The 21,801-nt window shown below is 72.8% G+C and carries 22 protein-coding genes; 14 read left to right on the top strand and 8 right to left on the bottom strand.

All coding sequences use genetic code 11. The annotated features are described in order from the left end of the window. Nucleotides 1–278 precede the first annotated feature (278 nt). The gene (locus AMK27_RS23090; RefSeq protein WP_073911531.1) at nucleotides 279–1,535 is read left to right on the top strand and encodes a lysine 2,3-aminomutase; all 1,257 of its coding nucleotides are present in this window, start codon (nucleotides 279–281) and stop codon (nucleotides 1,533–1,535) included. 42 nt (nucleotides 1,536–1,577) lie between these two features. Here the strand turns inward: AMK27_RS23090 and AMK27_RS23085 are convergent, their stop codons facing one another. Together AMK27_RS23085 and AMK27_RS23080 are read right to left on the bottom strand one after the other, a co-directional pair. Continuing rightward, nucleotides 1,578–2,312, bottom strand: coding sequence for a transporter substrate-binding domain-containing protein (locus tag AMK27_RS23085; RefSeq protein WP_073911529.1), 735 nt, complete (start codon nucleotides 2,310–2,312; stop codon nucleotides 1,578–1,580). Between the two features lie 39 nt (nucleotides 2,313–2,351). Beyond that, complete coding sequence (locus AMK27_RS23080; protein WP_073911526.1) at nucleotides 2,352–3,296, bottom strand: aldo/keto reductase; 945 nt, start codon at nucleotides 3,294–3,296, stop codon at nucleotides 2,352–2,354. Between the two features lie 210 nt (nucleotides 3,297–3,506). On the opposite strand from AMK27_RS23080, the gene AMK27_RS23075 reads away from it, so the two are divergent. Further along, the gene (locus AMK27_RS23075) at nucleotides 3,507–5,030 is read left to right on the top strand and encodes an alpha/beta hydrolase (RefSeq protein WP_073911523.1); all 1,524 of its coding nucleotides are present in this window, start codon (nucleotides 3,507–3,509) and stop codon (nucleotides 5,028–5,030) included. A gap of 143 nt (nucleotides 5,031–5,173) precedes the next feature. Here AMK27_RS23075 and AMK27_RS23070 read toward each other — a convergent pair whose 3' ends face one another. The 3 genes from AMK27_RS23070 to AMK27_RS23060 form a co-directional block, all read right to left on the bottom strand. Further along, nucleotides 5,174–6,685, bottom strand: coding sequence for a PTS transporter subunit EIIC (locus tag AMK27_RS23070; RefSeq protein ID WP_073911520.1), 1,512 nt, complete (start codon nucleotides 6,683–6,685; stop codon nucleotides 5,174–5,176). A 144-nt stretch (nucleotides 6,686–6,829) separates the two neighbouring features. Continuing rightward, complete coding sequence (gene murQ / locus AMK27_RS23065) at nucleotides 6,830–7,768, bottom strand: N-acetylmuramic acid 6-phosphate etherase (protein ID WP_073911517.1); 939 nt, start codon at nucleotides 7,766–7,768, stop codon at nucleotides 6,830–6,832. 26 nt (nucleotides 7,769–7,794) lie between these two features. Then, nucleotides 7,795–8,712, bottom strand: coding sequence for a MurR/RpiR family transcriptional regulator (locus AMK27_RS23060; RefSeq protein WP_073911515.1), 918 nt, complete (start codon nucleotides 8,710–8,712; stop codon nucleotides 7,795–7,797). Nucleotides 8,713–8,823: 111 nt separating this feature from the next. Between AMK27_RS23060 and AMK27_RS23055 the strand changes: the two genes are divergently transcribed. Continuing rightward, nucleotides 8,824–9,180, top strand: a complete 357-nt coding sequence (locus AMK27_RS23055; protein WP_073911512.1) for a hypothetical protein — start codon at nucleotides 8,824–8,826, stop codon at nucleotides 9,178–9,180. 34 nt (nucleotides 9,181–9,214) lie between these two features. After that, the gene (locus AMK27_RS23050; protein WP_073911509.1) at nucleotides 9,215–9,487 is read left to right on the top strand and encodes a DUF4031 domain-containing protein; all 273 of its coding nucleotides are present in this window, start codon (nucleotides 9,215–9,217) and stop codon (nucleotides 9,485–9,487) included. Nucleotides 9,488–9,577: 90 nt separating this feature from the next. Here AMK27_RS23050 and cpt read toward each other — a convergent pair whose 3' ends face one another. The 3 genes from cpt to AMK27_RS23035 all read right to left on the bottom strand — a co-directional run bounded on the left by cpt (nucleotide 9,578) and on the right by AMK27_RS23035 (nucleotide 12,353). Beyond that, nucleotides 9,578–10,111, bottom strand: coding sequence for a chloramphenicol phosphotransferase CPT (gene cpt / locus AMK27_RS23045; RefSeq protein ID WP_073911506.1), 534 nt, complete (start codon nucleotides 10,109–10,111; stop codon nucleotides 9,578–9,580). A 61-nt stretch (nucleotides 10,112–10,172) separates the two neighbouring features. Further along, nucleotides 10,173–11,381 (bottom strand): Cmx/CmrA family chloramphenicol efflux MFS transporter, encoded by a 1,209-nt coding sequence (locus tag AMK27_RS23040; RefSeq protein WP_073911933.1) that lies wholly within the window; start codon nucleotides 11,379–11,381, stop codon nucleotides 10,173–10,175. A gap of 297 nt (nucleotides 11,382–11,678) precedes the next feature. After that, entirely contained in the window at nucleotides 11,679–12,353 is a 675-nt protein-coding gene (locus tag AMK27_RS23035; protein ID WP_073911503.1) for an HD domain-containing protein, read from the bottom strand. A 187-nt stretch (nucleotides 12,354–12,540) separates the two neighbouring features. Here AMK27_RS23035 and AMK27_RS23030 point away from each other — a divergent pair, with 187 nt between their 5' ends. The 10 genes from AMK27_RS23030 (at nucleotide 12,541) to metK (ending at nucleotide 21,797) form a co-directional block, all read left to right on the top strand. Beyond that, nucleotides 12,541–13,974, top strand: a complete 1,434-nt coding sequence (locus tag AMK27_RS23030; RefSeq protein WP_107425640.1) for an MFS transporter — start codon at nucleotides 12,541–12,543, stop codon at nucleotides 13,972–13,974. 133 nt (nucleotides 13,975–14,107) lie between these two features. Then, nucleotides 14,108–15,277: a trans-sulfuration enzyme family protein gene (locus tag AMK27_RS23025; RefSeq protein ID WP_073911500.1), complete on the top strand. Its 1,170-nt coding sequence runs from the start codon at nucleotides 14,108–14,110 to the stop codon at nucleotides 15,275–15,277. Nucleotides 15,278–15,376: 99 nt separating this feature from the next. Continuing rightward, nucleotides 15,377–15,916 carry a MaoC family dehydratase gene (locus AMK27_RS23020; protein ID WP_073911498.1) on the top strand — a complete coding sequence of 180 codons (540 nt, stop codon included), beginning with the start codon at nucleotides 15,377–15,379 and terminating at the stop codon, nucleotides 15,914–15,916. Nucleotides 15,917–16,013: 97 nt separating this feature from the next. Next, entirely contained in the window at nucleotides 16,014–16,862 is an 849-nt protein-coding gene (locus AMK27_RS23015; protein ID WP_073911495.1) for a class I SAM-dependent methyltransferase, read from the top strand. Between the two features lie 88 nt (nucleotides 16,863–16,950). Beyond that, a complete protein-coding gene (locus AMK27_RS23010) occupies nucleotides 16,951–17,994 on the top strand; it encodes a class I SAM-dependent methyltransferase (RefSeq protein WP_079188556.1) in 1,044 nt (347 codons plus the stop codon). A 25-nt stretch (nucleotides 17,995–18,019) separates the two neighbouring features. Beyond that, nucleotides 18,020–18,913, top strand: coding sequence for a diiron oxygenase (locus AMK27_RS23005; RefSeq protein ID WP_073911492.1), 894 nt, complete (start codon nucleotides 18,020–18,022; stop codon nucleotides 18,911–18,913). Between the two features lie 42 nt (nucleotides 18,914–18,955). Further along, complete coding sequence (locus tag AMK27_RS23000) at nucleotides 18,956–19,855, top strand: hypothetical protein (RefSeq protein WP_073911489.1); 900 nt, start codon at nucleotides 18,956–18,958, stop codon at nucleotides 19,853–19,855. A gap of 1 nt (nucleotide 19,856) precedes the next feature. Beyond that, nucleotides 19,857–20,294 carry a holo-ACP synthase gene (gene acpS / locus AMK27_RS22995; protein WP_079188555.1) on the top strand — a complete coding sequence of 146 codons (438 nt, stop codon included), beginning with the start codon at nucleotides 19,857–19,859 and terminating at the stop codon, nucleotides 20,292–20,294. Between the two features lie 19 nt (nucleotides 20,295–20,313). Continuing rightward, nucleotides 20,314–20,565, top strand: a complete 252-nt coding sequence (locus AMK27_RS22990; RefSeq protein WP_073911485.1) for a phosphopantetheine-binding protein — start codon at nucleotides 20,314–20,316, stop codon at nucleotides 20,563–20,565. Then, nucleotides 20,562–21,797 (top strand): methionine adenosyltransferase, encoded by a 1,236-nt coding sequence (gene metK / locus AMK27_RS22985; protein WP_073911482.1) that lies wholly within the window; start codon nucleotides 20,562–20,564, stop codon nucleotides 21,795–21,797. Before AMK27_RS22990 ends, metK begins: the two co-directional genes overlap by 4 nt. Nucleotides 21,798–21,801 lie beyond the last annotated feature (4 nt).

The following is a 21,801-nucleotide window of genomic DNA, read 5'->3' as shown; positions in this document are numbered from 1 at the left end:
AGATGCCCCGGGTCTACGCCAGGCCGAAAGGCCTCGGGTGCATATCGGGGTGGATGGGTGGTTAACGGGTGTTTGCGTGACATCGTGCTGTCCGGTACGTGTCGGGTGTGATTGGCCGGACTCCTCCGTTGCCCCCGAATCGGGCCACCGCTAGTGCCATTGGCGGCCGGGGTGTCCGCTCCCCATCATCGTCCGGGGTGTGCCGCACCAGCCATCGGCGAGGCCTTCGAGGAGGCGACGACCGTGCAGACGACCGACGTGCCGGCGGTGGGGAACGGGTGACCGTCCTCACCGGTCACCGCCTCGCCCGACTCATCGCCGACCGCACCGGGCAGCCCGCCCTCGCCCACGACGCGGACGTCGTCGGCCGCGTGCTGCCGTTTCGGGTCGGCTCCCACGCCGCCGACGAGCTCATCGACTGGTCACGGGCCCCCGACGACCCCCTGTACCGGCTCCTCGTGCCCCACCGCGACCTGCTCGCCCCCGCGGACTTCGCCGCCGTCGAGCAGACCCTGCGGGACGGCGACCGCGACCGGTTGCGGCTCGTCGTCGACGGCCTGCGCGAACGCCTCGACCCCCACCCGGCCGGCCGCGACACCGAGGCCGTCCGGCACACCTACCCGGGCACCCTGCTCGTCCTCCCCGACCGGCGCCGCACCTGCCCCGCCCCCTGCGCCTCCTGCTTCCGCCGGCCCCAGGACGCCGCCGACCCGGTGCGGGGCGGGCCCGAGGCGATGACGGCCGCCCTGGCCCGGCACCCGGAGATCACGGAGGTCGTCCTCGACGGCGAGGACCCGCTCGCCCTGAGCGCGGCGCAGCTCGACGCGTACCTCTCCGCGCTCCTGGCCACCCCCCACGTGCGGACGATCCGCATCCGGACGAGGGCCCCGCTCCACGCCCCGGAGCGCTTCCTCGCCGCGACCGCCGACGCCGACGACCTCCTCCGCGCCCTCGAACGGGTCGCCGCGGCCGGCCGGCGCCTCTCGCTGCTCCTCCACCTCACCCACCCCCGTGAGCTCGAACCGGTACCGACCCGCCGGGCCCTCGCCCGCGTCCTCGCGACGGGAACGGCCCTCCGCACCCAGGGCCCCGTCCTCCGGCACGTCAACGACGACGCCGGAGCCTGGGCGCGGATGTGGCGGGAGCAGACCGCGCTCGGCCTCGTCCCGTACCGCATGCTCGTCGAGCGCGGCTCGGGCGCGCGCCGCTGCTTCGGGCTGCCGCTCGCCGAGGTCCTGGCCCTCCACGCGGAGGCCGTGCGGCAGCGGGGCGGGGGGCTCGTGCCCGTCGCCGGCGCTCCGGTGATGTCCACGGAACGGGGCGCGCTCGCCGTGGACGGCGTCGTCCGCCTCGGCCAGGGCCCGGCCTTCGCCCTCCGTGCGCTCAGGGCCCGCGATCCCGCGCTGGCCGGCGCCGTGGCGCACGCCCGCTTCGACCCGGCGGCGCGCTGGTGGGACGAGCTGACCCCGTACGGCCCCCGGGACCGGATCCTGGTCCCGGGGGAGCCGTTGACGGCGGCGGACGTGGTGGGGTGACGCGGTCCTGCCGTTCCAGGGCGTCCTGCCGCTCTCCGGCCGTCAGGCTGCGGGCGGGGCGAGCAGCCCGGCGTCCTGCCCGGCGCGACGGAGCGCGTCCGCCACGAAGCCGTTCGCCTTCAGCTCCTCCACCGTGGCGCGGAGGAAGGCGACCGTCCCCGGCGCGCGTCCGGCCGTCGTGCCGACTGCCTGCCGGATCTCCATGAACCGGCCCTCGATCAGCCGCACTTCGGGGTGCTCCCGTACGTACGAGGTCAGCGGCTGGCGGATCCCGGCGCCCGCCTCCAGGCCCTCGGCTCGGAAGGTGTCGACGCCCTCCGCGCCGCGCACGACCGTCGCGTGCGTGAGCGACCGGGAGAGGAACAGGTCGTACGCGGAGCCCTGCTTCACGCCGATCCGGACGCCCGGCGCGTCGACGTCCTCGACGGTGGCGAGGCCGGAGTCGCGCGGGACGGCGTACACGCCCTCGATGACGACGTACGGGGCGGTGAACGCGACCTCCGTCTCCCGCGCCGGATCCACGGCGAGGAAGCAGAGGTCGGCCCGGCCGTCGGCCATCGCCTCGAAGGACTTCCGCGCCGCGTCGAAGCAGAGCAGCTCCACGGGGAGCCCGAGCCGCGCCCCGATCTCCCGCGCCAGATCGACGGTGATCCCGGACGGCTCCTCGGGGGTGCCCTGGGCGAGCACGGGGTTCCCCAGGTTGATGGAGGCCCGGAGGGTGCCGGTGGGGGCGAGGTCGGCGGCGAGGGCGGCGGCGGGGCTCGGCGTGTGCGTCATGGAAGAGGAGTCTAGGAAGGGGAGTTCAGGAAGGGGTGTTCAGGAAGCGTCGGCGGCGGGCTCGCGGTGCAGTCCGCCGAGGAGGGCCAGGTCCTCCTCGGCGAGCCGGATCGCGCCCGCGGCGACGTTGGCGGCGAGGTGGCCGGGGTCGCCGGTGCCGGGGATGGCGAGCAGGTGCGGCCCCTGGTGCAGGGTCCAGGCGATCCGGATCTGGGCCGGGCTCGCGCCGTGGGCCTCGGCGACGGCGAGGACCTCGGGGCTCTCGGGGGCGGTGGCGCCGCCCTGGCGGCCGGCGGCGGCGATCGCGTAGAAGGGGACGAAGGCGATGCCCTGCTCGCCGCAGCCGCGCACGAAGTCCTCGTACTCGGGGCGGACTCCGATCCCGTACATGTTCTGCACGCAGACGACGGGGGCGATGGCTCGCGCCTCGGCGAGCTGCTCGGGGGTGATGTTGGAGACGCCGAGGTGGCGGACGAGGCCGGCTTCGCGGAGCTCGGCGAGGGCGCCGAAGCGCTCGGCGATCGAATCGGTGCCGACGATCCGGAGGTTGACGACGTCGAGGTGGTCGCGGCCGAGCTGGCGCAGGTTCTCCTCGACCTGGCCGCGCAGGGCGGCGGCGGTGCGCGCGTGGCTGCCCCAGGCGCCGGAGGCGTCGCGGCAGGGGCCGACCTTGGTGGCGATGACGAGGTCGTCGGGGTAGGGCCCGCCGAGCGCGCTGCTGATCAGCTCGTTGGCGGAGCGGAGCGGGGAGAAGTAGAAGGCGGCGGTGTCGATGTGGTTCACGCCGAGGTCGACGGCCTTGCGCAGTACGGCGATCGCCTCGTCGCGGTCACGGGGCACCGCGTGCTCGACGAGCGCCTCGCCGCGCTGGGGCAGCCGCATCGCCCCGAACCCGACGCGGTTGACGGTGAGGTCCCCGAGGGTCCACGTACCGGCGGCGGAGGCGAGGGCGGGAGGAGTGGTGGGGGTGGGGGTGGTGGTCATGCGGGGATGATTCACCAGAGGGTGGGGGACCGCCATCGGATAAAGGATTCCGCTTGTCCGTCCCGGGATCCGTCTCTCCTTCCTCCCCCTCAGGTGTCCTGTCCCGCTGCGGGCTCCCGAACACCCCTCCTACCTATGGGGGTTGGCCCCACCCTCGGGCCGCGTGCCTGCCGGATGGGACGGCGTGCCCGGCTTCGACAGGCTGGGGGCATGACAGCGAATCACGGCCGCCGCGCCTCCCTCCTCGGTCTCTCCGCCGCCCTCGTCGCCGGGCTCGGCCTCGCCGCCGGCGGTGTCGCTCCCGCCTCCGCCGCCGGGCTCGACTGGGGGGTGTGCGACCCCGCCGTAAAGCCTCTTCCCGGGCAGCAGTGCGCCGCGCTCTCCGTACCCCTCGACTACGCCGACCCCGACGGGCCGCGGATCCGGCTCGCCGTGTCCCGGATCGCCAGCACCCGCCCCGATGCCCGGCGGGGGACCCTCATGGTCATTCCCGGCGGACCCGGCAGCTCCGGGGTGCAGCGGTTGGCGCAGAAGGGCGCCGCGCTGGCGAAGGAGATGGACGGGGCGTACGACCTCGTGGCGTTCGACCCGCGCGGGATCGGCGGCTCGGACAAGGCGCGGTGCGGGCTCGACGAGGGCGACCGGTGGATGATGACGCTGCGGTCGTGGCCGGGCGCGGACGGCGGCATCGACGAGAACGTCGCCCGGTCGAAGCGGATCGCCGAGGCCTGCGCCCGGAACGGGGGTGCCATGCTGCGCGGGCTGACCACCGCCAACCAGGTGCGGGACCTGGACCAGTTGAGGAAGGCGCTCGGCGAGCGGAAGCTGTCGGCGTGGAGCGTGTCGTACGGGACGTACGTGGCGGCCGCGTACGCCGAGAGGTTCCCGGGGCGGACCGACCGCTGGGTCCTCGACAGCAGCAACGACCCCGACCCGAAGCGGGTCGCCCGGGGCTGGCTCGAGGGCATGGCGCAGGGCGCTGAGGACCGGTTCCCGGACTTCGCGGACTGGGCGGCGCACCCGGACCGGGCGGTCGAGGGGGTGCGGCTCGCGGAGCGGCCCGAGGACGTCCGGGCGGTCGTCATGGATCTGGCGGGCCGGCTCGACCGGGAGCCGCATGCCACCGTGCTGCCGGGTGCGCCGGGCGAGCCCGCGCGGCCGGGCCCTCCGCTCACGGGCTCGATGCTGCTCCAGTCGCTCCAGCTCGCGCTCTACTCCGACGGCTTCTTCCCGTCCTTCGCGCAACTGGTGACGGAGGCGCTCGACCCGCAGGGCGAGCCGGTGCTGCCGCGTGAGCTGGCGGGCCCGATGCCGGACGACGCCGCGGCCATCACCGTCGGTGTGATCTGCAACGACGTGGACTGGCCTGCCTCCGTGGCCGCGTACGAGCGGGCCGTGGCGAAGAACCGCGCGCGGTTCCCGCTGACGGCGGGGATGCCGGCCAACATCACGCCCTGCTCCTTCTGGAAGGGCGGCGCGGCGGAGAAGCCCGTCCGCATCACCGACCGCGGGCCCTCCGACATCCTGATGATCCAGAACCTGCGGGATCCCGCCACCCCGCACGCCAAGGGGATGGCGATGCGGCGTGCGCTCGGCGACCGGGCCCGGCTCGTCTCCGTCGACCACGGCGGGCACGGGGCCTACCTCGGGAACGGGAACGCCTGCGGGGACCGGGCGGTGACCCGCTTCCTCACCGAGGGCGTCCGGCCGGAGCGCGACGTGCTCTGCCGGTAGGCGCCTCCTGCGCGGGTGGGCAGCTCCTCTGCCGGTGGGCGCATCCTCTGCCGGTGGGCACCTCCTGCGCCGGTGGGGTACTTCCCGTACGTACGCCGGAGCCCGGTCGGAATCCTTCCGACCGGGCTCCCTTCCGCGTGCGCTCAGACCTTCGCCGGCTCCGGCTCCGGCTCGGGCGTCCGTTCCGGTGCCGGGCCGCCCTTCGCCACCGTCACCTCGGTCTGCTCGGTCTGCCCGGCCTCCGTGTCCACGTTGAACTCCTCCAGGAGTTCCCTGCTGAATCCCCAGAAGTACGTCGCCACGAAGCCCGCCAGGTAGCCGACGATCAGGCCTCCCGCGTAGATCGCGATCGTCCCGCCCAGGCCCTTGTTGCCGTCGAGGAGCGGGAAGAGGGCCCAGCCCGAGGGGCCGATCGCCGTCGAGCCGACCGTGTCGCCCAGCATGCTGAACAGTCCGACGAAGCCGCCGCCGAACGCGCCGCCGACACAGGCCGTGATGAAGGGGCGGCCGAGGGGGAGGGAGACGCCGTAGATGAGCGGCTCGCCGACGCCCAGGAAGCCGGCCGGGAGCGCGGACTTGATCGTGCGGCGGATCGAGCCGTTGCGCGGCAGCTTCAGGTAGACGGCCATCGCCGCGCCGACCTGGCCCGCGCCCGCCATCGCCAGGATGGGGAGGAGGACGGTGTAGCCCTGCTGCTCGATGAGTGTGGTGTGGATCGGGATGAGGGCCTGGTGCAGGCCCAGCATCACCAGCGGCAGGAACAGGCCGCCGAGGAGGAAGCCCGCGCCGGCGCCCGCGTTCGCGAGGAGCCAGTTGGCGAACTCGCCGATGGCGGTGGAGATCTCACCGGCCACGAACATCAGGCCGAAGATCGTGACCAGGCCGGAGACCAGGACCGTCAGGGTCGGGGTGACCAGGACGTCGAGGGACTCCGGCACCCAGCGGCGGCACCACTTCTCCACGTACACCGCGAGGATCGCCGCGCCCAGCGCGCCGAGCACACCGCCCTGGCCGGGGGAGAGCGTCTGGCCGAAGGCGTCGATCTTGGCGACGCCGGGGAAGACGATGATCGCCGCGACCGCGCCGCCCAGGATCGCCGTACCGCCGAACTCCTTCGCCGCGTTGTAGCCGACGAAGACCGCGATGAGGGCCATGAAGCCGCTCGCCATCGCCGCGAGCGCCGGGGTGACGCCGGGCAGCCAGCCGAGGTTGATCAGGAGGCCGTTGAGGCCGGCGATGATGCCGCAGCCGATCAGCGCGGGGATCAGCGGAACGAAGATGTTCGCGATCCGGCGGAGGAAGAGCTTGAACGGGGTGGCGTTCTTCGCCTTCTGCTCCGCCTTCAGGGCCGCGCCCTGCGCCGCGAGGTCCTCCGCCGAGTGCGTCGGCTGCGGGGCCGCCGCCACCAGGGCCTCGATCTCCGGGGTCACGCGGGCGACGGTGCCCGGGCCGAGGACGATCTGGTACGTGTCGTCCTCCACCACGCCCATCACGGCGGGCAGTGCCTTGAGGGCCTCGTCCTGGACGAGCGAGCGGTCGCGCAGACCCAGCCGCAGGCGGGTCATGCAGTGGGCCACGGAGCTGATGTTCTCGGCGCCGCCGACGAGGGGGAGGATCGCGGCGGCGGTGGCGCGGTTCTTGTCGTCTGTGCTCATGGTGCGGTGGTGCCTTGCTGTGAGGGGTGCCTCTGGGGGAGGGGGCGTCCGGCGGGGTTGGTGCGCCCCCGAGGGGGCGTCCGGCAGGGTGGTGCGCGCCCCCGAGGGGAGCGTCCGGCGGGCTGGTGCGCCCCCGAGGGGGTGTTACGGGGTGGTGGGTCCGGCCGCGTGCAGCGCCGCGCGCAGGTGGCCCCGGGAGACCGTCAGCCGCTCGGCGGCCGTGGGGGCGTCGATGTCGGCGAGGATCATGAGGATCGCGTTCTTCACCTCCCCGTCGGCGGCGGCGAGGGCGGTCTCGATCTGCTCGTCCGGGGCGCCGGTGGCCAGGGCGACGATCCGCCGCGAGCGGGCCTGGAGCTTCTCGTTGGAGGCGCGGACGTCGACCATCAGGTTTCCGTAGGTCTTGCCGAGCCGGATCATCGTGATGGTCGAGATCATGTTGAGGACGAGCTTCTGGGCGGTGCCCGCCTTGAGCCGGGTCGAGCCGGTGAGCAGCTCGGGGCCGGGGACGACCTCGATGCCGTGTTCGGCGGCGGCGGCGAGCGCGCTGTCCTCGTTGCAGGAGAGGCCGATGGTGAGTGCGCCCCGTGCGCGGGCGTGCTCGACGGCGCCGATGGCGTACGGGGTGCGGCCGGAGGCGGAGATGCCGACGACGGTGTCGTCCGCGGTGACGCCGAGCGCGGTGAGGTCCTCGGCGGCGAGCTCCTTGGAGTCCTCGGCGCCCTCGACGGCCTTGACCATGGCGGAGGGGCCGCCCGCGATGAGGCCGACGACCTCGCTCGGGTCGGTGTTGAAGGTGGGCGGGCACTCGCTGGCGTCGAGCACGCCGAGGCGGCCCGCGGTGCCAGCGCCCATGTAGATGAGGCGTCCGCCGCGGGCCATGCGCTCCGCGGTGGCGTCGATCGCGGCCGAGATGGCCGGGAGCTGCCGGGCGACGGCGGTGGGGACGGTGGCGTCCTCGCCGTTCATGAGCGCGGCGATCTCGGCGGTGGGGAGCTGGTCGATCTCGGCCAGTTCCGGGCGGAACGCCTCGGTGGTGAGGGTGGCCAGCTGGGCGCGGAGTTCGGAGTACGTAGCAGACACGTGCGGCTCTTTCGGCGCTGTGGTCGTCAGCGGGTGCGGGGTGAGTGGCGGTGGGCCAGGGCTTCGTACGAGGCGGCGAGGGCAGGGGCCGCCGTCTCGTACGTACGCTGTGTGACACAGGTGAACAGGCAGTCCACGACCAGGAGTTGGCTGGTCCGGGACGACATGGCCGCGGGGCGCAGTTCGCTCTCGCGGGCGGTCGAGGTGGTGAGGACGTGGTCGGCGTACTGGGTGACCGGCCCGTCCGGGCGGCCGGTGATCGCGACCGTCGTCGCCCCGCGGTCGAAGGCGACCCTGAGCGGTTCTATGACGTCGCCGGTCGAGCCGGAGTGGGTGATGGCGATGGCGACGTCGCCGGAGCGGAGCTGCACGGCGTTGGTGACGGCGAGGTGCGGGTCGCTGGGGGCGTGCGCGATGAGGCCGATGCGGAGGAGTTTCTGGCCGAGGTCCTGGGCGACGAGGCCGGAGGCGCCGATGCCGTAGATGTCGATGCGGCGGGCGGTGGCGAGGGCGGCGACGGCGGCGCCGAGCTGGACGGTGTCGAGTCCCGCGGCGGTGTCGGCGAGGGTCTGCTGCTCGTCGTAGGCGAGCTTGGCGACGACGTCTGCGATCGGGTCGTCGACGGCGATGTCGGCGGTGACGGCGGGTGCGCGGCCGGACTGCTGCTGGGCGGCGAGCCCGGCGAGGGCGAGCCGGAGGTCGCGGTAGCCGGGGTAGCCGAGGAGGCGGGCGGTGCGGACGACGGTCGCCTCACTGGTGCCGGTGAGCTCGGCGAGGCCGGTGACCGTGAGCGCGGCGCAGCCGGCGGGGTCTCCGGCGACGGCTTCGGCGACCCGCTGCATCGAGCGGGTCATGGACGGCGCGAGGGTCCGCACCTTGGCCGCGAGCGCGGCGGGAGCGGGGGGCGCGTCGCCCGTGAAAGTTTCCTTCACGTCATTGGTCACAACTGAAAGATACTTTCGGAGCGGTGGTGCGACAAGACCCCGTCGGTCCCGGATCGGGCCGGGACCTTCGGCCCTTCGCGGGGTCCGCTCAGCCCGGGTGACAATGGGTGCATGGACGACATCGACCCCGTGGAGCAGGCGCTGCACGCCGCTCGCGCCCTGGTACTGGCCGACCTGGTGGCCCGCGAGGTCGCCGCCGCCGAGGTGGTGTCGATGGTGGAGGACTCGGTGACCCACCGGCGCTGGTGGGTCGAGCAGTGGCCCGAGGGTGTGACGTACGTCGCCGGTCTCGTCGCCCAGGACGTCCAGGACGCCCTGCTCGAACGGTACGGCCGCTGGCCCCTCTGCCCGGTCTGCTCGACCGGTGACCCGCACGCCCTGGACGTGGAGCCCGAGCTGGGGCCGGACCCGCACTGGGTCTGCGGGAAGCAGGGTGTCGTGGTGGCGCCGGTGGGCGGCCTGACGTGAGCGGGCGCGCCGCCGGGGCGAAGGCGGTCCTGACATGACCCTCTACATCGACCCGCCCACCTGGCCCGGCCACGGCCGGATGTGGTCGCACCTGGTCAGCGACGTCTCCTTCGAGGAACTGCACGCCTTCGCCGCGTCGATCGGCGCCCCGCCCCGTGCCTTCGAGCGGGACCACTACGACATACCCTCCGAGCGGTACGCGGACGCCGTGGCCGGCGGCGCGGTCGAGGTCGGGTCGAAGGAACTGCTGCGCCGCCTCACGTCGGCGGGGCTGCGCCGGCCGAAGAGCCGGCCGGCGCCGTCCTGAGCGTGTCCCGCCTGAGGGTGCTCGGTGCGGGGGTGGGCGGCCTGCGTGGGGCGGCGTGTGCGGGGTGTGCGGCGCGTTCCCGCGGCGCGGTCAGACGACGTGGGAGGCGATGACGCGGGCGCACTCCAGCGACTCGGTGCGGGTGGTGTCGACCTCCACGTCGTAGGTGACGCCCCGGTGCACGGTGTCCGCCTGTTTCGCGGCCATTCCGGCGACCCGGTCGCCGCGCGCGACCTCGCGGCCCTCGGCGACGGCGCTGTCGCACCGGACGCCGACCCAGAGCACGTCGAGGTCGCCGACGAAGGTCCGCCAGCGGTCCTGGGCGGCCGCTCCGCTCAGGAAGACGTCGTCGATGATGACGCGCGCGCCGGCCCGGGCCATGGCGGCGACCCCCTGGGCCCAGGCGCCTTCGAGGGCGCGGAAGTCGGCGCCGACGTTCACTCCGCCGTCGGCGTCGAACTCGATGCCGTCGTCGGAGCTCTGCATCCTGAGGGGCATCGCGTCGATGAGCGAGTCGACGCCGAACGCGAGCCAGGGGTCGGGGAGTACGGCCTGGAGGCACCGTACGATGCCGGACTTCCCCGCGCTGGAACCGCCGTTGAGGATGATGATCTGTGGGGTCACCGTGCCACCGTACGGCGGTGGCCGCGGCGTACGAAGAGGATTTCCGCGGCGGCCGGGGGCGTCAGACGGTCGTGGACGACACGGCCTTCTCGGGCTGCGGGACGCCGGAGGTCACCACACGCGACGGGGACCTGTGGAGCTTCAGGGCCACCGCGGCCGTCACCAGGCCGACGGCGGTCATCACCGCGCCCGCCCAGGCCGTCGAGGCGAAGCCGAGGCCCGCGTCGATGACCGTGCCGCCGAGCCAGGGGCCGCCGGTGTTGCCGAGGTTGAAGGCGGCGGTGGTGGTGGCGCCCGCGAGGGTGGGGGCGGCGCCGGCGACGTTGAACATGCGGGCGTTGAGGGCCGGGGCCGTGTAGAAGGCGGAGACGCCGAGGAGGAAGGTCAGGGCGATCGTCGCGGCCGGGCTGGACGCGAAGAGGGCCAGGGCGACCAGGAAGACCGTGGAGGCGGCGATGCCGGTGAGCAGCACGCCGAAGAGGTGGGCGTCGGCGACCCGGCCGCCGATCGTCGTACCGATCACGGCGCCGATCCCGAAGAGCCCGAGGACGCCGGAGACCCAGCCCTTGTCGAGGCCGGACACGTCGGTGAGCAGCGGGGCCAGGTAGGAGAAGGCGCAGAAGACACCGCCCGCCGCGAGGGCGGTGACGACGATCGAGAGGAGGACCTGGCGGTCGCGGTAGATGGCGACCTCGCTCCTGAGGCGGGGCTTCGTCTCGGGGAGGGGGATGCGGGGGATGCGGGTCACCACGCCGACGAGGGCGATCGCGGACGCCAGGCCGACCGCCCAGAACGCGGAGCGCCAGCCGAGGTGCTCGCCGAGGAACGCGCCGGCCGGGACGCCGAGGACGTTGGCGATGGAGAGGCCGCCGATCATGACCGCCATGGCGCGGGCGCGGGAGCCGACCGGGACCATCGCGATGGCCACCGCCGCGCCGACCGCCCAGAATCCTGCGCAGGCGAGGGCGCTGACGACGCGGGAGGCGAAGAGGACCGCGTAGTTCGGCGCGAGGGCGCCGGCTATCTGGCCGAGGCCGAAGACGGTGATGAGCGCGATGAGGGTGGTCTTGCGGGGGAGCCGCAGGGTGGCGACGGCGAGCAGCGGCGCGCCGACGACCATGCCGATCGCGAAGGCCGAGATGAGCAGTCCGGCGCGGGGGATGGAGACGTTCATGTCCTCCGCGATGGGCGGCAGCAGTCCGGAGAGCATGAACTCGCTCGTGCCGAGCGCGAAGACGGACAGGCCGAGGATGTAGACGGCCAGCGGCATGCGGCCGGTCGATCCGGTGGCCGCCGCGGATCCGGTGCCGGCCGCGGATCCGGTGCTCGCGGCAGCGGTCTCGGGGGTCTGTGCGGAGGGCTCGGGAGCGGGGGGCGTGGGCTCGGCGGAGGAAGACGGCATGACATGGGTCAACCTGGGGTTTGTGCCTGTCATTCCCGGTTCGCCGGGGATCTCGGGATACGGACACGGGGCGGGCATGCGGGCGCGCACGCGGGCGGGTACGCGGGGGCCCCGCGGGTGCGCCCCCGGCCCGTGCGCCGTACCGCGGCCCTCCGCGGGTGCCGCTCAGTCCGCCTTCGGGGCGCTCGTCAGCTCGGCGAGTTCGCGTTCCATGTTCTCCCGCGCCTTCTCCTCCCAGACCGCCGCCCCGTAGGGCGTACGGAAAAGGCGGGGCAGTCCGAGGAGGTGGCGGAGTACTGCCGCGCGGCCCGTGCGGAAGGCGTCGTCGGGGACGAATCCGTACTCCTCGCGGACCGCCGCCGTATACCCCCCGTACGTATCGGGGTCGGTCGCCAGGATCGCGAGGTCGGCGTCGCACAGCGTCTCGCCGTTCACGTCGCCCGGGGTCGGGTCGTGGGTGACCGTCAGGCGGACCAGGCGGGCGACCTCCGCGACCTCGTGCGGGGTGAGTCCGGCCTCGGTGAGGGCCTTCTCGGCGAGGGTGGCCGAGCGTTCCTCGTTCTCGGAGCGGTCGGGGCGGTAGACCGCGTCGTGGAACCAGGCGGCGAGCCGTACGAGCTCCAGCTCCCCGCCCTCGCCGCCCTGGTCGGTGAGTTCGTCGATGCGGGTGAGGACCGCCCGGAGGTGGTCGACCGTGTGGTAGCGGCGCTGCGGCTCGGCCCAGCGGGCCAGCAGGTTGCGGCCGTACGGGGCGGGGTCGGGGCCTTCGCGGCCGGCGCGGGCGGCGTGCAGGGTGGAGTTCCAGCGCTGGAGCAGCTCGGGGTGTTCCTCGGCGGTCATGAGGGCATTCTGCCCGGCGCGCGGGCCGGAAGGCCCGCTTCCCCCGTGCTCGCGGCGGTGCCTCCCACTCTCCCTTACATACCCCCCACGGGTATGCTACGGTGCTGCGCACAGGTACCCCCTAGGGGTATGCCCCGAGTCCCGTTCGGGACCGCTCGGGGGCCGCAGCGAGTGAAGGGTCAGGGCAATGTCAACCGTCAATCCCCGGCGCTGGTGGGCACTTGTCGTGCTCGCCGCCGCACAGTTCATGGTCATCATGGACACGTCGATCATCGGGGTCGCGCTCCCCGAGATGCAGAAGGACCTGGGCTTCTCGCAGAGCGAGCTCCAGTGGATCTTCAACGCCTACGTGATCGTCTTCGGCGGCCTCCTGCTCCTCGGCGGACGCCTCTCCGACCTCGTCGGAGCCCGCAAGATCTTCGTCGCCGGCTGGGTCGTCATGATCGCCGGATCGGTCCTGGCCGCCGCCGCGCAGACCGCCTGGGTCGAGATCGCGGGCCGCGCCGTCCAGGGCGTCGGCGGTGCGCTCATCGCGCCCTCCGCCATGACCCTGCTGATGATCCTCTTCATGCACGACCCGAAGGAGCTCGGCAAGGCGATGGCGCTCTACGGCGCCGCCGCCCCGGCCGGCGGTACCGCGGGCGTCTTCCTCGGCGGTGTCTTCACCGAGTGGATGAGCTGGCAGTGGGTCTTCATCATCTACATCCCGATCGGCCTGGCGACCCTCGCCGCCACCAAGCTCCTGCCGAACGTCGAGTCCCGCCGCGGCTCCGTCGACATCCTCGGCGCCGTCGCCGTCACCGCCGGACTCGCGCTCGCCGTCTTCGCCGTGGTCCGCGCCCCCGAGGTCGGCTGGGGCTCCACCGGCACGATCCTCCAGCTGGTCGGCGCCGCCGCCCTCCTGGCCCTCTTCTTCGTGATCCAGAAGAGCATCAGCGAGCCGCTCATGCCGCTCAGCGTCTGGCGCGTCCCGCGCCTCGGCTCGGCCAACCTGGCCATGACGCTGCTCGGCGCCGCCTGGATCCCGATGTGGTACTTCCTCAACCTGTACCTCCAGCAGGTCCTCGGCTTCGGCGCCTTCGAGTCCGGTGCCGCGCTGCTCCCGATGACCGTGCTCCTCATGATCTTCATGACGGCCATCACGGCCCGGCTGATGATGAAGGTCGGCGCCAAGCCGCTCATCGCCGGCGGTCTGCTGGTGCTCGCCGCCGGCCTGGTCTGGCTCGCCGCCGTCCCGCCCACCGGCTCCTTCCTCGTCGACGTCCTGCCGGCCTCGCTGGTCGCCGCGCTCGGCATGTCCCTCGCCTACATCCCGACGATGATGACCGCCATGTCCGGCGCCCCGCAGGAGCAGGCCGGTCTCGCCTCCGGCATCGTCAACACCACCTACAACGTGGGCTCCGCGCTCGGCCTCGCCGCGCTCACCGCCGTCGCCATGTCCCAGGGCGCCGACCAGCTCGGCAACCTGCCGAAGCTGACGGACGGCTTCTCGTCCGCCTTCATCGGCGCCGCGATCATCGCCGCCGCCGGCGGTGTGATCACCCTCCTCGTCATGAAGAGCGACAAGGCGGTCGCCGCCGAGGCCGCCCCCGCGCCGCAGGGCGAGAAGGTCTCCGCCTGACCCCCGCCCCGAAGGGGCCGCCCGATGTCCTCCCCCGGACGTCGGGCGGCCCCTTTTCGTCACCCGTTCCCGCCTGCCCCTGCTCCCGTCGGCCCTGCCCACCGCCCCTCGCAGTCTCCGGAAAGGAACCACCGTGGAACTCGGTACCCGCGCCGTCCATGTCGTCAACGAGCCGCTCCCGCACGGCAGTCGGCCGCTCTCCGTGCCCCTCGTGCAGTCCTCCGCCTTCGCCTTCGAGTCCGCCGCCGCACTCGCCGACGCCATGGCGGGACCCGACGGGTCGTACGTCTACAGCCGCCGCGGCAACCCGACCGTACGGGCCCTGGAGCAGACCCTCGCCGGGCTGGAGGGGGGCGCAGGCGCCATCGCCTTCGCCTCCGGGATGGGCGCGATCAGCGGAGTCCTGCTCGCCCTCCTGCGGCCCGGCGACCGCGTGGTGGCGCAGCGCTGCCTGTACGGCGGGACCCATGCCGTCCTCGCCGACCTGGCCGAGCGGTACGGGATCGAGGTCGTACGGATCTCCGGCGACGACCCGGCCGAGTTCGAGGCCGCCGCCGTTCACCCGGCCACCCGGCTGCTGCTCCTGGAGACCATCGCCAATCCCACCGGCCAGGTCCCCGACCTGCCGGGACTGCTCGCCGCGGCCCGCGCCCTCGGGGTGGTCGGCCTCGTCGACAACTCCCTCGCCTCGCCCGCCCTGTGCCGCCCCCTGGAGCACGGGGCCGACATCGTCGTCCACTCCACCACCAAGTACCTCTCCGGGCACTCGGACGTCCTCGGCGGCGCCGCCGTCTTCGCCGACGACGGGCTGCGCCGCCGGATCTGGCCCCGAACGGTCGAACTGGGCGCCTGCGCCGACCCGTTCGCCGCCTGGCTGACCCTGCGCGGGATACCCACCCTGCCGCTGCGGATGCGCGAGCACTGCGCCGGCGCCGCGGTCCTCGCCGAGCGGCTCGCCGCGCACCCGCGCGTCTCCGCCGTCCACTACCCGTGGCTCGCCGGGCACCCCTCGTACGAGCGCGCCCGCGCGGTGCTGGACGGCGGCGGAGGGCTGCTGTCGTTCGAGCTCACGGGGGGCCGGGAGGCCGGCCGGGACTTCATCGAGCGCGTACGGGTGGCCCGGCTCGCGCTCTCCCTCGGCGGCGTGGAGACGCTCGTGACCCATCCGGCCTCCACGTCCCACCGGGAGCTCGACGGGGCCGCCCTGGAGGCCGCGGGGATCGCCCCCGGGCTCGTACGGATGTCGGTCGGCATCGAGGACGTCGAGGACCTGTGGGCCGACGCCGAACAGGCCCTCGGATAGCACCTCTTGGGCCTTCTTTTGGGTTGACAAAATAAATGACTGATTCGTAGATTGGTGTGTGCCAGGGAAATACCACTCCTAGGTCAAGGGGGGCGCACGATGCGCTACTTCGAGGACTTCCGGCCCGGCGACGTCCACGAGCTGGGCGCCGTCACCGTCACGGCGGAGGAGGTGCTGGAGTTCGGCAGGCGCTTCGATCCGCAGCCCTTCCACACGGACCCCGCGCGCGCGGAGCGGTCGCCGTTCCGCGGACTGATCGCGAGCGGGTTCCACACCCAGGCGATGTTCATGCGCCGCTACGTCGACGGACTGCTCGCCTACAGCGCCTGTATGGGCTCGCCCGGCATCGACGAGGTCCGCTACCTGCGGCCCGTCCGCCCGGGCGACGTCCTCACCGCACGCGTCGAGATCCTCGGCTCCACCCCGTCGCCGTTCAATCCCGCCACCGGCACCGTCAAACCGCGGTGCACCCTGGTGGCCTCCGACGGGACGGCCGTGTTCAGCATGATCCTGCACAGCATCTTCCGCCGGCGCCCCGCCGACTCCGAGGCCGACCATCTGTCGTCGATGCCCGCGGCCGAGGACCCCGTCGCCTGCGCGCGACCGGCCAAGACCTGTGTCCCGGCCATGAGCGCCTGACGAACCGTCCTTCGTCGGGCCCCTGAACACGGCCGTCCGTACCTCCGGACCCCGTCCGGAAGCCCCGTACATCCACCGAAGTGAAGGGGGACCTCCTGTGGAGGCCGTATCCCGCACCGCCCAGTGGACCGCCGCCGCGCGCGCCCTGGAGACCGAGCGCGAGGACCGGCTGTTCGCCGATCCCTACGCGCGCACCGTCGCCGACCAGATCGGCTTCGAACTGCTCGAGCGCTACGCGGGCGGCGGCACCGTGCCGTTCCTCGCCATCCGCACCACCTACCTCGACCGCGCCATCGTCCGGGCGGTGGAGGAGCGGGGCATCCGCCAGGTCGTCTTCCTCGCCGCCGGCATGGACACCCGCTTCTTCCGGCTGCCCTGGCCCGACGGCGTCACCGTCTACGAGCTCGACCGCCCGGCCCTCCTGGAGGCCAAGGCCGAGATGCTGGCGAAGGAGCCGAAGCCGGCCGGCCGCGACCGGATCACCGTCCCCGTCGACCTCACCCAGGACTGGACCGGCCCCCTCAAGGAGGCCGGCTGGAAGAGCGAGGAGCCCGTCCTGTGGGTGGTGGAGGGACTGCTGTTCTTCCTCCCCGAGCAGGCCGTACGGACCCTCATATCGACGCTCTCCGCCCACGCCGCCCCCGGCTCCGTGCTGCTCGGCGACGTCATCTCCCAAGCCGCCCTGGAGAACCCGCTCGCCCGCGGGTTCATGAAGGCCCTGGACGAGGACGGCAACCCGTGGCTCTTCGGCACCGAGGAGCCCGAGGTGCTGCTCGCCGACTGCGGCTGGGCCGTGCGCGAGGTCAGGCAGCCCGGTGAGGCCGGCGCCGACTTCGGCCGCTGGCCCTACCCGGTACCGGCCCGCTCGGTCCCCCGGGTGCCCCGGTCCTTCCTGTTCACCTGCGACCTGCCGGGCGCGAACGGCTACGAGGGGGTGGCCGCGTGAGCGCCCACCGGGGGTCCGGGGGTCGTCCTCCGGGTCAGCACAGCACCTGCGACCTGCCGGGCGCGAACGGCTACGAGGGGGTGGCCGCGTGAGCGCCCACGACTTCCACCAGAAGGTCATCACCGACGCCGGCGCCGCCGTCCGCGGCCTCACCGTCTCCCTCGGACAGCGCCTCGGCCTCTACCGGGCGCTGGCCGAGCGGGGCCCGCTCACCTCCGCCGCGCTCGCGGAGGCGACCGGCACGGACGAGCGGTACATCGAGGAGTGGCTGCACGCCCAGCTCTCCGCCGGGTACGTCGAGCGGCACCCCAGCTCCCTCACGTACACGCTCCCCGCCGACCACGTCGAGGTGCTCGCGGACCCGAAGGCCGTCACGTACGCCGCCGGGTTCTTCACCGCCCTCAAGGCGCTGTACGCCACCGAGGACCTGCTCGTGGAGGCGTACCGCACCGGTGACGGGGTCGGCTGGGCCGAGCACGACGCGGCCCTCGACACCGGCATGGGCTCCTTCTTCCAGCCGACGTACGAGCACAAGCTCGTCGCCGACTGGCTGCCCGCCCTCCACCAGGTCACCGACAAGCTCGCCGGCGGCGGCACCGTCGCCGACGTGGGCTGCGGCGTCGGGCACACCACGCTGCTCATCGCGAAGGCCTTCCCGAACGCCGTCGTGCACGGCTTCGACTACTCGGAGGAGGCCATCTCGATCGCCCGGGAGCTCGCCGAGGAGGCGGGGCTCTCCGAGCGGGTCGTCTTCGAGGTCGCGTCGGCCGACGACTACCCCGGCTCCGGCTACGACCTGGTCTGCTTCTTCAACGCCCTGCACGACATGGGCGACCCGGTCGCCGCCGCCCAGCACGTCCACAAGTCCCTGGACGCGGACGGGACATGGATGCTCGTCGAGTCGAACGTCTCCCCGCAGGACGTCGACGCGCAGACGCCCGCCGCCCGCATGTTCATGGCCCTGTCCGCCGTCATGTGCCTGCCCGTCGCGGTCGCCCAGCGCGGCCCGCACGCGCTCGGCAACCACTCCGGCGAGAAGGCCTTCCGGGCCATCGCGGAGGAGGCCGGCTTCACCCGCTGGCGGCGTGCCACCGAGACCCCGGTGAACGCGGTCTACGAAGTGCGGCCCTGAACACCCGAAGCCTGGAGGAACCATCATGGGCGCCACCGCCCCCCTGCCCGTCACCGACCGGTTCATGGAGGTCCTGGAGCGGCTCAGCGAGCGCTCCGTCGAGGACTACTACAACCCGTACCAGACCTTCCAGTGGCCCGAGACGCTGGAGGAGAACCGTTTCTGGATGACCCCGGAGCTGCTCACCGTCTACGGCACCGAGCACTACGACGCCCTCGACGAGGAAACGCTTCAGCGCCTGTCGAAGTGGGAGTCGATCAACTTCTACAGCCTCAACGTGCACGGCATCCGCGAGCTCCTCATCGAGGTCGTCGGCCGCATCCACATGCCCGGCTTCGAGGTGCCGTCGGACTTCTTCCACCACTTCATCGGTGAGGAGAACGAGCACATGTGGTTCTTCTCCGAGTTCTGCCGCCGCTACGGCCACAAGATCTACGGATCCACCGCCATGCGGGCCGACGCCGCCTGGGAGCCCGAGGTCGAGAACTTCCTCGTCTTCACCCGCATCCTCTTCTTCGAGGAGCTCGTCGACCACTACAACGCCCGGATGGCGAAGGACACCGACCTCTGCCACACCATCCGCGAGGTCAACCGCATCCACCACCAGGACGAGTCCCGGCACATCGCCTTCGGGCGCGAGCTGGTCTCCCTGCTGTACGGCCGGATGTGCCAGGCGGTGAGCGCCGAACGGGTCCGCGAGGTGGAGGCGTACCTCAAGCGGTACGTCGTCTACAGCGTCAACTCCCTCTACAACCCCCACGTGTACCGCGACGCCGGCATCCCCGACCCGCTGGCCCTGCGCAACGCGCTGGTCGCCGACGAGAGCCGCCGCCCCCACGAACGCAAGGCGATCCGCAAGCCGCTCGCCTTCTTCCTGAAGACCGGGATCTTCTCCGACGACACCCTGCCCGTCGTCTGAGCGGCCGGGGACCGGACCTCCCACCCGAGAGGTGAAGAGATCATGACCGTGACGACCCCCGCGCACGCCGGGGAGAACGTGGGCTCGACGAGGGGCCTCCCCTCGCTCGGGCCGGAGGGGACCCGCCTGCTGCGGCTCCTCGACGACACCTTCGAGAGCTGGGGGGTGACCGCGGGCGCCCGCCCGATGACCATGCCCCCGCTCCTGCCGGCCGCCGACCTGGCGAAGCTGGACTACTACGACAACTTCCCGCACCAGGCCGTCCTCGCCGCCCCGCTCGACCTGGAAGGACGCCTCACCACCCCCTTCGACGGCGAGCACGGGCAGTGGCCCGCCGCCGCCCTCGAACCGGCCGGCCTCGGACTGCCCTCGGCGTCCTGCTACGCCGTCTACCTCGACCACCAGGGCACCCGGGTCGCCGACGACACCCTCGTCACGATCTGCTCCTGGTGCTTCCGCAAGGAGACCCACTACGAGGGCATGCGGCGCCAACTCGGCTTCCGCATGCGGGAGATCGTCGCCATCGGCGCGCGCGAGCACGCCGAGACGCACCTCGCCGACTTCACCACCCGGATCCAGTCCTTCGCCGCGGCGCTCGACCTGCCGCTGCGCCGGGAGGCCGCCTGCGACCCGTTCTTCGACAAGGGCGGCTCGAAGGCGCTGCTCCAGCGCCTCACCCCGGTGAAGTACGAGTTCCTGTACGAGGACCTGGCGATCGCCTCGGTCAACACGCACCGGAACTTCTTCGGCGACCGCTGCGCCATCACCCTGGAGTCGACCGGCGGACCGGCCTTCACCAGCTGCGTCGCCTTCGGCCTCGAACGCTGGCTGTCCGCGCTGACCCGCCGCCACGGCGGCTGGCAGGCGGCGACCGCAGCGGTGCTCGACGCGAACGCCCGCGTGCGGGCCGGTGCGAGTGGCGCGGCCGGGCCGGTGATCTGACGTGCCGGCCCGTCCCGCCGCCCCGCCGGCGGGCGGCCTGGGGTGGGCGAACCTCGGCATGGACATCGTGTCCGTCAACCGTGTCCGCAGGCTCCTCGCCCAGTACGGGGAGCGGTTCTTCGAGCGGATGCTCACCCCCGGCGAGCTCGCCGACTGCCGTACCTCCTCCGGGCTCGACGTACTGAGCCTGTGCGGGCGGATCGCGGCCAAGGAAGCGGCCTTCAAGACCCTGCGGGTCAGAGGCAGGTTCCTGCCCTGGCCGGACATCGTGGTGCGGCGTTCCGAGGGCGGCTGGCCGCTCGTGGAACTGCACCGGGCGGCCGCCGAGATGGCCGCCGCCTCCGGCATCACCGAGATCACCGTGTCCATCAGCCACGACGTGGACTACGCGGTGGCGGTGGCCGCACCGATCATCGCGCCCGCCACACCCATCCCTTAGCAGCTAAAGGAGAGCAACCATGGCCGACGGCCTGCAGACGGTGAAGAACTGGATCCTCGAGCGTCACCCCGAGCGCGACGACATCGCGTCCGACCTCGACCTGATCGAGAACCGGCTCATCGACTCGCTGTCCTTCGTCGAGTTCGTCTTCCTCCTGGAGCAGGAGAGCGGCACGGCGATCCAGATGGAGACCCTCGAGGTCGAGTCCATCCGCACCCTCGCCGCCATCGAGCAGCACTTCTTCAAGACCCCGGTGGAGGCCCAGGCATGAGCCGCCGCCTCTTCACCTCGGAGTCGGTGACCGAGGGACACCCCGACAAGATCGCCGACCGGATCAGCGACACCATCCTCGACGCCCTGCTCGCCGAGGACCCGTCCTCGCGGGTCGCCGTGGAGACCCTGATCACCACGGGTCTCGTGCACATCGCCGGCGAGGTCACCACGACCGCGTACGCGCCGATAGCGAAGCTGGTGCGCGAGGCCGTCCTCGACATCGGCTACGACTCCTCCGCGAAGGGCTTCGACGGCGCCTCCTGCGGCGTGTCGGTGTCCATCGGCGCCCAGTCCCCGGACATCGCGCAGGGCGTGGACACGGCGTACGAGGCCCGGGTGGAGGGGCGCCCCCGGACGGGAGAGGACGCCGCGCTCGACGCGCAGGGCGCCGGCGACCAGGGCCTGATGTTCGGCTACGCCTGCGACGACACGGCCGAGCTGATGCCGCTGCCGATCGCGCTCGCCCACCGGCTCTCCCGCCGCCTCACCGAGGTCCGCAGGGACGGCACCGTGCCCTACCTGCGCCCGGACGGGAAGACCCAGGTCACCATCGAGTACGACGGGGACCGCCCGGTCCGCCTCGACACGGTCGTCGTCTCCTCGCAGCACGCGGCCGACATCTCCGTCGAGGGCCTGCTCACCCCGGACGTGCGCGAGTACGTCGTGGAGCACGTCCTCAAGGAGCTGGTCGAGGAGGGCGTCAGCCTGGAGTCCGACGGCTACCGGCTCCTGGTCAACCCGACCGGGCGGTTCGAGGTCGGCGGCCCGATGGGCGACGCCGGACTCACCGGCCGGAAGATCATCATCGACACGTACGGCGGGATGGCCCGGCACGGCGGCGGCGCCTTCTCCGGCAAGGACCCGTCGAAGGTCGACCGGTCGGCGGCGTACGCGATGCGCTGGGTCGCGAAGAACGTCGTCGCGGCCGGCCTCGCCCGCCGCTGCGAGGTGCAGGTGGCGTACGCCATCGGCAAGGCCGAGCCGGTCGGTCTCTTCGTGGAGACCTTCGGCACCGGCACCCTGCCGGACGAGCGGATCCAGGAGGCCGTCGGCGCGGTCTTCGACCTGCGGCCCGCGGCGATCATCCGTGACCTGGACCTCAAGCGGCCGATCTACGCGAAGACCGCGGCGTACGGCCACTTCGGCCGCGAGCTCCCCGAGTTCACCTGGGAGCGCACGGACCGCGTGGAGGCCCTGCAGAAGGCGGCTCATCCGGGACAGGAGGGCTGAGGGC

This window comes from Streptomyces sp. CB02009 (assembly GCF_001905825.1).
GTDB lineage: Bacteria > Actinomycetota > Actinomycetes > Streptomycetales > Streptomycetaceae > Streptomyces.
Note: the sequence above shows the minus strand (reverse complement) of the source record. Positions and strands in the feature narration are given on the sequence as shown.

Excerpts from the sequence above, each read along its gene's own strand:
- AMK27_RS23035 (WP_073911503.1), bottom strand. The coding sequence starts at position 12,353 with ATGACCGCCGAGGAACACCCCGAGCTGCTCCAGCGCTGGAACTCCACC.
- AMK27_RS23075 (WP_073911523.1), top strand. The coding sequence starts at position 3,507 with ATGACAGCGAATCACGGCCGCCGCGCCTCCCTCCTCGGTCTCTCCGCC.
- AMK27_RS23050 (WP_073911509.1), top strand. The coding sequence starts at position 9,215 with ATGACCCTCTACATCGACCCGCCCACCTGGCCCGGCCACGGCCGGATG.
- AMK27_RS23085 (WP_073911529.1), bottom strand. The coding sequence starts at position 2,312 with ATGACGCACACGCCGAGCCCCGCCGCCGCCCTCGCCGCCGACCTCGCC.
- metK (WP_073911482.1), top strand. The coding sequence starts at position 20,562 with ATGAGCCGCCGCCTCTTCACCTCGGAGTCGGTGACCGAGGGACACCCC.
- AMK27_RS23005 (WP_073911492.1), top strand. The coding sequence starts at position 18,020 with ATGGGCGCCACCGCCCCCCTGCCCGTCACCGACCGGTTCATGGAGGTC.
- AMK27_RS23030 (WP_107425640.1), top strand. The coding sequence starts at position 12,541 with ATGTCAACCGTCAATCCCCGGCGCTGGTGGGCACTTGTCGTGCTCGCC.
- AMK27_RS23080 (WP_073911526.1), bottom strand. The coding sequence starts at position 3,296 with ATGACCACCACCCCCACCCCCACCACTCCTCCCGCCCTCGCCTCCGCC.
- AMK27_RS22990 (WP_073911485.1), top strand. The coding sequence starts at position 20,314 with ATGGCCGACGGCCTGCAGACGGTGAAGAACTGGATCCTCGAGCGTCAC.
- AMK27_RS23055 (WP_073911512.1), top strand. The coding sequence starts at position 8,824 with ATGGACGACATCGACCCCGTGGAGCAGGCGCTGCACGCCGCTCGCGCC.
- AMK27_RS23070 (WP_073911520.1), bottom strand. The coding sequence starts at position 6,685 with ATGAGCACAGACGACAAGAACCGCGCCACCGCCGCCGCGATCCTCCCC.
- AMK27_RS23000 (WP_073911489.1), top strand. The coding sequence starts at position 18,956 with ATGACCGTGACGACCCCCGCGCACGCCGGGGAGAACGTGGGCTCGACG.
- AMK27_RS23020 (WP_073911498.1), top strand. The coding sequence starts at position 15,377 with ATGCGCTACTTCGAGGACTTCCGGCCCGGCGACGTCCACGAGCTGGGC.
- AMK27_RS23040 (WP_073911933.1), bottom strand. The coding sequence starts at position 11,381 with ATGCCGCTGGCCGTCTACATCCTCGGCCTGTCCGTCTTCGCGCTCGGC.